The sequence below is a fragment of the Streptococcus dentasini genome, from assembly GCF_053206945.1.
Genome location: NZ_JBRUHS010000016.1, coordinates 38,324 through 48,889, shown reverse-complemented (window position 1 = coordinate 48,889; position 10,566 = coordinate 38,324). Strand labels below are relative to the sequence as shown.

The following is a 10,566-nucleotide window of genomic DNA, read 5'->3' as shown; positions in this document are numbered from 1 at the left end:
CTTGGTCGTACTTAGCTTTATCGGCATCATACTGGGCTTTAGCTGTATTATATGCCGCTAACGCCTCTTGATACTTGGCCTCGTTTTCCGCATTGATGCGGTCGGCTTCCGCCTTCTCAGCGACCTTACTATCGTAGTTAGCTTTATCTGTATCGTACTTTTTCTTATCAGCATTATACTGAGCGAGCGCGGCTTCATAATCTGCTTGCGCTTGCTTATAAACAGCCATCGCTTGTTCATAGGCAGCCTTGTTCTGAGCATTGATTTGATCAGCCTTTTCCTTCTCAGCAGTCTTATTGTCAAATTCTAATTTAGCCTTGTTGTAATTCTCAACAGCAGCTTGATACTGGGCTCTAGCAACTTGGTAATCGTTCAGTGTTTGATTGATTTCTTGAGTTTGAACATTGTTATCAGCAACTGCTGCCTCTACTGATGGCTGGAGCTGGGGCGGGGTTTCTTCAACTTGGATGCCCTGCTCTTGAGCAGCTGCTTTAGCCTTCTCCAACCCAGATGAGGTCACCTCTGAAGTTGTCGTAACGGTAGTACCGTTGTCATCTACACCAACAACGCGAGTTTGAATGGAGTCTGTTTCGGAAACTCCTTCATTGGTTGCTGGAACCGCTGGTTGATCAGCTGCACTGCTCCCATCATCAACAGCTGACGGGGCTGCTGCCCCCGAATTAGCGTCCTCTGCTTTTACCTGTACTCCTCCTGCAGCCAGTAAAGCTGTACCCAACAGGACAGACGCTGCCCCAAAGCTATACTTTCTGATGGAGAAGCGCTGTGAACGTTTTCCCATTTCAATCTTCCTCCCAATAAAGATAGTTTAAATTAGTATTTGTTTTTGCAAACACTCTTTTATATTCTAGCAAATTTTCTATTAATTACAATACTTTTGTCCTCAAATGTTATTTTTTCAGCATCTTTCATCGTTTTTTGAAAGTTCTAAAAGGAAGTTAGTCACAAATCCCGACTCTCCAAATTTCTGAATACATTGAAAACAGCCCTAGCAAACAAGTGCTAGAGCTGCTTTTAGATTATTTAGCAATCAACGAATTTCCGCATTAACATTTTCCGTCAATGATTTGGTAATTTTTTCCATATACTTAGCAACTTCCTCATCTGTTAAATTATCCTTTGGATTTTGGAAAGTTAAACTATAGGCCATTGACTTCTTACCTTGACCAAGATTAGCACCTGCGTAGACATCAAAGAGCCTAATATCACTCAGACGTTTAACCCCTGCCGCTGCAATTGCTTGTACAATGGTCTTGTGACTGATAGATTGATCAACCAGAAGGGCGATATCGCGTGACACCGCAGGGAATTTGGTGATATCTACAAAGGCCGCAGCTGGTTTCAAGGCAGCTGCCACTGCTGTCAGGTTTAACTCGGCAACATAGGTTTCAGGAATGCTATAGGCTTTAGCCAGCTCAGGGTGAACCTGTCCAACAAAACCAACCACATGACCATCCAGCGAAACGGCAGCTGTACGACCGGGATGCATGGTTGTTAAACTCTTATCAGCTGCAAACTCAACTGTCAGATCTAATTTATCAAAGAGAGCGTCAATAATTCCCTTAGCATGGAAGAAATCAACTGGAATTGCCTCAGTTTGGAAATCCTTATCGGTGACTAGGCCAGTCATAGCAAAGGCGAAGGTTTCCAACTCACGAGGCAGGTCCTCTTTTGGATTGCCTGATTGCTCAAAAACTTTACCAATTTCGTAAATTGCAACATCGCTGTTCTTGCGAGCTACATTATAGGCTACGGTATCCAGCATCCCAGAGATAATGTTTTGGCGAAGAGCAGAGCGCTCAAGGCTCATTGGCCACATCAACTCCGTTACTTGGCTTGGTGCCATTGTAAATTCGGTTGCCTTCTCAGGCGTGGTCAGAGCATAGGAAATAATCTCTGATAGACCAGCGCCTTCGGCAAGAGTGCGAACCTTACGACGCAGTTTTTGCATCGCTGTCAGTTCACCAGCCGTTCCAGACGCTTCTGGCAAGGTCGTCGGCAATTTATCATAGCCATAGATACGGGCAATTTCTTCAACCAAGTCTGCCTGAATAGCGATATCCCAGCGACGACGGGGCACAGAAACAGTAAAGACCTCGCTGCTGCCAGCGACAGGAAATCCGAGTCGAGTGAAGATAGCCTCAATGTCTGCGTAGGTTAACTGAGTTCCCAGACGAACATTGACATATTCAAGACTAGTGGAGACTTCTACTGGGTTTGTTGGCAAGCTGCCTGCTGAGACACTTCCAGATAGGACACTGCCTCCGGCTAATTCCTGCAGCATAGCTGCCGCAAAATCAAGCGCCTCTGACACGGTATCATAGTTGATTCCTTTTTCAAAACGTGAAGAACTTTCTGAACGGAGGTTGAGGCGGCTACTGGTTTTACGAATCGTTTGGCCATCAAAAACCGCGGCTTCCAGTACTACCTTCTTAGAGTCAGCAGATATCTCTGTAGACTGTCCGCCCATGACACCGGCTAAGGCTACTGGCTTATCGGCAACAGTGATGACTAGATCTTTCTGCGTCAGGTCGCGCTCTTCACCATCAAGGGTAAGCAGACTTTCACCTGCACGCGCTGAGCGAGCGACAATCTTTTTATCTTCAAACTTATCATAGTCGAAAGCATGCATGGGTTGACCGAAATACAGCAGAACATAGTTGGTCACGTCAACCACGTTATTGATAGGACGAATCCCTGCATTCATGAGCAAGTTTTGCAGCCACTGAGGACTCGGTGCTACGGTGACATTATCCACCAGACGGGCTTGATAAGTTAATACCTTATCTGACTCGATAGCCACCGATAAGTGTTCAGCAACTGGCTGTCCATTTTCGCTGAGCTGCTTTTCAGGAAAATGGACAGTTTTGTCATAGATGGCAGCTACTTCATAGGCAACACCGCGCATCGATAAAGCATCAGCACGATTAGGAGTAATCGCCAACTCAATGATTTCATCATCCAAATCAAGATAAGGAAAGATGCTATCGCCAGGGACAGCTGATTCAGGCAAGATTTGGATCCCATCGGAAAATTCTTTAGGGATAATACTGTCTGACAAGCCCAGTTCCTGCAGGGAACAAATCATTCCCAACGATTCCAGACCGCGGATTTTCCCTTTTTTGATTTTATAATTATCAGCGATACGGGCGCCCGGTAAGGCGACAATAACCTTGACTCCAGCCTTGATGTTTGGAGCACCGCAGACAATCTGACGCGGTTCTTCCTCACCAGTATCCACTTGACAAAGATGAAGGTGAGTATCCGGAACATCTTCACAGGATAAAACATCTCCCACTACAAGTTTCGATAAACCCTCAGCTGGTATTTCCACACCTTCTACTTCGATCCCTGTTGTCGACATCTTTTCAGCAAGTTCAGCCGTTGTTACATCAACATCAACTAACTCTTTCAACCACTTATATGATACAAGCATATTACTACCAACGGATATCTTTAAAAACAGTTGGAAATAGAAACCCTATCATATCGAGTTTCCCTTTGTCCTTCCAAACTTTTTATCCGCATCCATTTCCTTTCAGTTATTTCAATTTTTTCTTGAGCAGCCAGTCTACATCAACCTTATCCTCTGAAACCGGAAAGGCATGCTGGCTGAATTTTTCAAAACCATACTTGGCATAGAATCTCTGTGCCTTAAAATTCTTTTCCCAAACACCTAACCAAACCCAAGAAGCACCTGATTTTTTTGCTTCTTTCAAGGCAAATTCAAAGAGCATTTTACCGATTCCTAACCCCTGAAACTTTTGCAGGACATAAATCCTTTGGATTTCAAAAGCATCATCCAGTTCTGTCTCAGTCTGAGCAGAGCCCGTATTGGTCTTAAGGAAACCTGCCTTTTGTCCATCAACTTCCGCAAAGGTATAGCTAGATTCTGAGCAGGCAAGTTCTTCCCTTAAACGTTCGAGAGCTAAGGCAGAATCAAAATAAGCCTGCAGCTGCTCCTCAGTATTATCGTGGGCAAAAGTTTCGCGAAAGGTTTGCATAGAGAGTTCTCTCAAGGTATTAGCCTCGTTTAGGCTAACGGTTTTCAATACAATAGTCAAAACCTTTTCTCCCTTTTACTTAGGCTTATTTAAACTGGGCGGAGAACCGAACATCGCCTTGATAGAAACCACGGATATCATTGATACCGTAACGTAACATAGCAATGCGTTCTTGCCCTAGACCAAAGGCAAAGCCTGAATATTTCTCTGAATCGACACCAGACATTTCAAGGACTCGCGGATGGACCATACCAGCACCTAGGATCTCAATCCAGCCAGTTTTCTTGCAGACATTGCAACCTTGGCCTCCACACTTGAAGCAAGAAACATCTACTTCTACTGATGGTTCAGTAAAAGGGAAATACGATGGTCTCAGACGGATTTTCCGATCTTCACCGAACATTTTTTGGCTAATCAGCTGCAGGGTCCCCTTGAGATCCCCCATCGAGATATTTTCTCCGACAACAAGACCTTCAATCTGATGGAATTGGTGCGAATGAGTAGCATCATCGGTATCGCGTCGAAATACACGCCCCGGTGAAATCATTTTAAGAGGGCCTTGTGAAAAATCATGCCGATCCAAGGTCCGGGCCTGAACTGGACTGGTATGTGTCCGCAGCAAGATATCCTCAGTAATGTAGAAAGTATCTTGCATATCGCGCGCAGGATGGTTCTTAGGCAGATTCATCCGCTCAAAATTATAGTAGTCACTCTCAACTTCAAACCCATCGACAACTTGAAAACCCATACCGAGGAAAATATCCTCAATTTCCTCAGATATTTGCGTCAAAATGTGGCGGTTCCCAAGATTAACCTTGCGACCTGGCAGTGTCACATCCAGTGTTTCTGACTCCAATTGGGCTTGAATCTTAGCAGCCTCAACAATCTTAGCTTGCTCTTCAAAAGCCTGAGTCAAAACATCACGCACTTCGTTGACTTGCTTACCAATGACTGGACGCATCTCACTTGATAGGTCTTTCAACCCTTTAAGGAGCTCCGTCAAAGACCCCTTCTTCCCTAAAACAGCAACCCTCAGCTCTTGCAATTCCTTGCTGTGATTGCCATTCATTTCCTTGAGCTTAGCCTTGGTTGAAATTTTTAACTCTTCTAACTCTTTTTGTAAATCCATTACAGGTGTTTCCTTTCATGATTGATTCAGATTGAGATGAAAGCGACACTAAAAAAACCGCCTGCCTACTACTCCTCTATCAGCGGAGCGTTGACACGCGGTACCATCCGTTTTCATCCAGTATGCTGGACCTTAATTTGATCAAGTCTTTAACGCGAGTGAATTCACAGGGCTTTCCTTTAGTGAACTTCCAGTCAACGATTCACATTCCCTTTAAAGTGCCACCAAGCTACTAGTCTCACAGACCTCTATTCAATTAGCCTTATTCTATCAAAAAAAGCAAAGGCTGACAAGTTAATTTTATCAGCCAGTAAACTCTTGCCAAGCTTTAAACAGAACATTACCGATCGCAGACAGGGCACTCACCTCCAAGCCTTTAAAAGCAAAGGCAATTATTACGATAAGAAGAGATGATAAAAACAGGCAAAAAGTGGAAAAACAGCGGCAGGTTATTGGGTGCAAGAAAATAGTTTCAAAACAGCTAAACTTTTCATAGAAGTTAAGCGAATTTCTTAACAGGAACCTTAATATCTATCGTTCTTGATTCTAGTCTGGCCATTAGGATTATTAGCATCGCTTATCTTTAAAGGCTACTTGGCCCTCCTTACCTGACCAGTTCTGTAATCCAGTGTTATACCTTCCTGAATATTAGGAATAAAAACATTAAATTCAAGGCTTCCATCATCAGATCTTGCTTCCAAATGACGGCCACTGGCAATCAGATTATCCCCTTCATAAATAAGAGTAACACGGTAGCGAACACGTTTACGCCGATCTAAGGTCTGACGAATGAGGTTCTCATAATAATTTTGCCCCGTGGAATCTTCACTGTTAGCCTGGTTTGACCAGGCTGTCTGAACGGCAATATTAGCAGGATTACTGGTTGAGGCATCGAAGCTTTTGAGTCTGCCAGCCAAAGCGTAGCCGATCAGATGTCCACGATCAATAGCATGATCATATTTACCAGTCAATCCAGTTTGTTGGTGCCAACCAGCTGGTGTCCAATCCGTAGCGCCATTGCCAGTTTCTTGACGGCTGCGATACTGGCGGGTTGATTTGGACAAAAGCGCATTAGCCACTGTAGGCACTGTTTGTCCCTGCACTTGTTTGGTCTGATTATTAACATAGGGGGAACTGGCGACATGGGCATTGAGTTTGGTCCTATTTCCATTGACCACATAAGCACCTGCCCCATTCCACTTTATATCACCACCAAGCTGCTGTTTGACCGATCCAGTCAGGACCCCCTCAGCCAAGCTTTGACTGGGACTATCTGTCTCTTCCTCATCACCTGTTAGAAGGTAAGCAACTTGTTTAAGAGGACTCTTATCAGAAATATTTTCATTGGTCGTCACATAGCCGAGAAACAGTACTATCGCTAAGCTGATAAGGGACAAGAGCGCCTTTTGTTCACGCTTGTTCAATCGTTTTTTCTTCATTCATTTCATCTCTCTAAAAAGGCTCGCTGGCTAATGACCATCGAGTCTTTTACGCTTCTCATTTACTAGCGTCCAGTGAATTTGTCAACCAAGGACTGCCATTTTTCCGGTGACAAAATAGCTAAGGGATTATGACCTTGACCAAGTACGGCATAGCCCAAGATCAAACCTAGAACAAAGACAAACAGGCAGAGGAAAACTACCAGCAAAACCAGACCTAGCTGATGTTTGACATAACCCCAACCTACATTTGACATTAGCCATTCACCCTTTCAATATCAGCACCTAGAGCAGCCAATTTTTCGTGGAATTTATAGTAACCCCGATCTAGATGCGTGAGTTTGCCAACAGTCGTTGTCCCCTTGGCTACCATACCGATGAGAATCAGAGCTGCGCTAGCACGCAAGTCCGTCGACATAACTTGTGCGCCTTGGAGTTCTTCTCCTCCATGGATAATAGCTGTATCGCGCAGAATTTCTGAGTTCAAGCCCATGCGGCGCATTTCTTCAAGATGCTGGAAGCGATTTTCAAAAACCGTCTCAATCATAGTCGACTCACCTGCCACCACAGCCATCAGAGCTGTGAATTGAGCTTGCATGTCTGTCGGAAAACCTGGATGAGGCAGGGTTTTTACGGTGACTGGTTTTAAACGGCTAATATCCGATTTAACGCGAATTCCTCGTGCTTCTTCGGTCACCTCGACCCCCATCTCTACCAACTTAGAGATCAAAGGACGATTATGTTCCCACACAGCCGATTTAATCAAGACATCTCCAGAAGTCATAGCAGCTGCAACCATAAAAGTTCCAGCTTCAATACGGTCCTGCACAACATCATGCTCAGTCCCATGAAGCTGTTCTACACCTTTGATTGTAAGAGTTTCTGTCCCTGCTCCTTTGACATTGGCTCCCATTTTATTGAGGAGGATAGCAAGATCGACAATTTCAGGTTCACGGGCTGCATTTTCAATAATTGTCGTCCCTTCAGCTAAAGTGGCAGCCATCATCAAATTTTGAGTAGCACCAACAGAAGGAAAATCCATGTAAATCGTTGTTCCCTGAAGCTTTTCAGCTCTTGCTGTAATATCACCACCAATTTGGCTGATTTTAGCTCCCATAGCTTCTAACCCTTTGAGGTGGAGGTCAATAGGGCGACTGCCGATCGTGCAGCCACCCGGCATCGATACCTTAGCGTGGCCATTGCGGGCCAAAATAGGTCCTAGTACAACAATGGAAGCCCGCATCTGGCTGACGTACTCATAGGGGGCTTCATCCAAAAGCTCTCCTCTGGCATCAACTGTGACCTTGTTTTCATCTTCATCAAAGGTCACACCCACATTAAGTCCACGTACTACATTATTCATAGTGTAGACATCTGACAGGATAGGAACATTATGCAGAACTGTCTGACCTTCTGATGGCAGAATAGTCGCTGCTAAAAGGGGCAGAACAGCATTCTTAGCCCCTTCGATCGTTACCTCACCATGCAAGCGTGTTTGTCCGCCTTTGATAATAATTTTATCCATAAGTAATTCTCCAATTTTACCAAGTATTTTTACTATTATATCATAAGATAACCAAAAGTTAACGTTAGTGGATTGTGGTAAAAATCGTTGTACTCAGCGAAATAATGGATAGGAAGAAACTACTGACCAAGTAACCCAGAGCGATCGCTAAAAACATGACAAGTAAGGTGATAGCCCCTAAATTATCAGGGTTAACCTTCAAAAACTTTTCCCAATCTACCAATCTTATTAAGAGTTGATAACTTAAGAGAATAAAAAAGATGTGACAGATAATAGGGATCATTGATTGTAAAATATCCATGCTGTTATTCTATCATGTCCATAGGTAGGAATACAACTGTTAGCTTATAATTTCACCTGTGTAAAAAATCAAAGTTTTCCGAACTGCTCGTTCAGATCCAGAGAGCGATTTGCTTACAAAAATTTCCAACAAGAAAACAAAAGAGTGGTTCCGTTTACTTGCATACAAAGAAAACCATCTTTTCTCCAGGAATTACCCCCGAGTTCAATTAGCAGATTTTTTGAAAATTTGTCTGTAAAAAACTCTAAGCCTTTTAGACTTAGAGTTTGTAATAAGTAGCTTATTTACAGCAGTTGGGACACAAAAGCCGTTATTTATTTCCAACACTGATACGATTAAGGGCACGACGCAGAGCCACTTGAGCGCGACGAACTTCATCCATTTGATGGGCTTGCTCGGCTAGTTCAAGCTCTTGTTCAGCACGCCGTTTAGCACGTTCAGCACGTGAAATGTCAATATCACGAGCACGCTCGGCCGAATCGGCTACAATGGTAACCATATTGTCCTTGATCTCAAGAATCCCGCCATTAACAGCTACCCAGTCCACATGGTTATCATCATCAACGCGGCGAATTTTCATCTCATGTACAGCCAGCGGAGCAATAGTATTGACATGGTTAGCCAATATCCCCATCTCACCATCAGTCGTAGTTACCGAGATATAGGTTGCATGGTGGTCATACCGAATGCCATCCGGCGTCACAATTTGCACGGTCATCATTTCGGACATAATTTCACCTCATTAAAAACCCATTTGTTTAGCCTTTGCGACAACATCCTCAATTGGACCAACACTACGGAAGGCATCCTCAGGTAGATCATCGTATTTTCCTTCAAGAATTTCCTTAAATCCACGAACCGTTTCAGCAACTGGCACATAAGAACCGGGCTGTCCTGTAAACTGTTCAGCAACGTTGAAGTTTTGTGAGAGGAAGAACTGGATCCGACGAGCACGGCCAACAAGGACCTTTTCGTCATCTGACAACTCATCCATACCAAGAATAGCAATAATATCCTGCAATTCGTTATAACGTTGCAGCACACGCTGTACTTCTGTGGCTACTTGGTAGTGTTCCTCACCAACAATTTCTGGCGAAAGAGCTCGAGAACTAGAGGCCAATGGATCGACGGCAGGATAGATCCCCATTTGGGTCAATTTCCGCTCCAAGTTCGTAGTGGAATCCAAGTGCGCAAAAGCTGTTGCTGGAGCTGGGTCGGTATAGTCATCCGCTGGCACATAGATCGCCTGAATAGACGTTACAGATCCTTTTTTAGTTGAGGTGATACGCTCTTGTAACTGTCCCATCTCAGTAGCCAATGTTGGTTGGTAACCCACAGCCGATGGCATACGTCCAAGAAGGGCCGATACCTCAGAACCTGCTTGAGTGAAACGGAAAATATTATCAATAAAGAGCAAAACATCTTGCCCCTCAACATCACGGAAATACTCCGCAAGTGTCAGTCCAGTCAGTGCAACACGCATACGCGCTCCAGGTGGTTCATTCATCTGCCCAAAGACCATGGCAGTCTTTTCAATAACGCCTGATTCCTTCATTTCCCAGTAAAGGTCGTTACCCTCACGAGTACGCTCACCAACCCCAGTAAATACCGAAATACCACCGTGTTCTTGAGCGATATTGTGGATCAACTCTTGGATCAGGACAGTCTTACCGACTCCGGCTCCTCCAAAGAGGCCAACCTTACCACCTTTTAGATAGGGGGCAAGTAGGTCAATGACCTTAATCCCTGTTTCCAAAATTTCTGATGAGGTTGATAGTTCATCAAAACTAGGAGCTTTCTTATGGATCGGTTCACGCTCTGCATCTTCTGCAAAAGGCTGTTCAAGGTCAATAGTATCGCCAAGAACATTGAAAACTCGGCCCAATGTTTCCTTACCGACTGGTACGCTGATTGGACGCTCAGTATCTAAAACCTCCAGCCCACGCGTAAGCCCGTCAGTTGACTCCATAGCAATGGTACGTACAACGCCGTCACCCAATTCAAGAGCAACTTCGAGCACGATTTTTTCTTTTTTATCGCTATCTTTATAAACGACCAATGCATTATTTATCTCAGGGAGTTTATCATCGGCAGCAAACTTAACGTCGACAACCGGTCCAACAACCTGAGCAATCTTGCCTGAGCTCATT

At 44.3% G+C, this 10,566-nt stretch carries 10 protein-coding genes; all 10 read right to left on the bottom strand.

The features are described from left to right. Positions 1 to 799 (bottom strand): YSIRK-type signal peptide-containing protein (locus ACVR1G_RS10130; protein WP_447453056.1); only part of this gene is annotated, 799 nt, incomplete at its 3' end. A 249-nt stretch (positions 800 to 1,048) separates the two neighbouring features. Next, entirely contained in the window at positions 1,049 to 3,454 is a 2,406-nt protein-coding gene (gene pheT, locus ACVR1G_RS10125; RefSeq protein ID WP_447453055.1) for a phenylalanine--tRNA ligase subunit beta, read from the bottom strand. 106 nt (positions 3,455 to 3,560) lie between these two features. Continuing rightward, entirely contained in the window at positions 3,561 to 4,022 is a 462-nt protein-coding gene (locus ACVR1G_RS10120; protein WP_447453058.1) for a GNAT family N-acetyltransferase, read from the bottom strand. Between the two features lie 85 nt (positions 4,023 to 4,107). Beyond that, positions 4,108 to 5,151 (bottom strand): phenylalanine--tRNA ligase subunit alpha, encoded by a 1,044-nt coding sequence (gene pheS, locus ACVR1G_RS10115; RefSeq protein WP_447453054.1) that lies wholly within the window; start codon positions 5,149 to 5,151, stop codon positions 4,108 to 4,110. Between the two features lie 590 nt (positions 5,152 to 5,741). Continuing rightward, positions 5,742 to 6,590 (bottom strand): DNA/RNA non-specific endonuclease, encoded by an 849-nt coding sequence (locus ACVR1G_RS10110; RefSeq protein WP_447453053.1) that lies wholly within the window; start codon positions 6,588 to 6,590, stop codon positions 5,742 to 5,744. Positions 6,591 to 6,655: 65 nt separating this feature from the next. After that, positions 6,656 to 6,847, bottom strand: a complete 192-nt coding sequence (locus tag ACVR1G_RS10105) for a DNA-directed RNA polymerase subunit beta (protein WP_447453052.1) — start codon at positions 6,845 to 6,847, stop codon at positions 6,656 to 6,658. Then, complete coding sequence (gene murA, locus ACVR1G_RS10100) at positions 6,847 to 8,115, bottom strand: UDP-N-acetylglucosamine 1-carboxyvinyltransferase (RefSeq protein WP_447453051.1); 1,269 nt, start codon at positions 8,113 to 8,115, stop codon at positions 6,847 to 6,849. Before murA ends, ACVR1G_RS10105 begins: the two co-directional genes overlap by 1 nt. Positions 8,116 to 8,179: 64 nt before the next feature. Beyond that, positions 8,180 to 8,416 (bottom strand): DUF1146 family protein, encoded by a 237-nt coding sequence (locus ACVR1G_RS10095; RefSeq protein WP_447453050.1) that lies wholly within the window; start codon positions 8,414 to 8,416, stop codon positions 8,180 to 8,182. Between the two features lie 310 nt (positions 8,417 to 8,726). Then, positions 8,727 to 9,146: a F0F1 ATP synthase subunit epsilon gene (locus tag ACVR1G_RS10090; RefSeq protein ID WP_447453049.1), complete on the bottom strand. Its 420-nt coding sequence runs from the start codon at positions 9,144 to 9,146 to the stop codon at positions 8,727 to 8,729. A 12-nt stretch (positions 9,147 to 9,158) separates the two neighbouring features. Continuing rightward, positions 9,159 to 10,565, bottom strand: coding sequence for a F0F1 ATP synthase subunit beta (gene atpD / locus ACVR1G_RS10085; RefSeq protein ID WP_447453048.1), 1,407 nt, complete (start codon positions 10,563 to 10,565; stop codon positions 9,159 to 9,161). Position 10,566 lies beyond the last annotated feature (1 nt).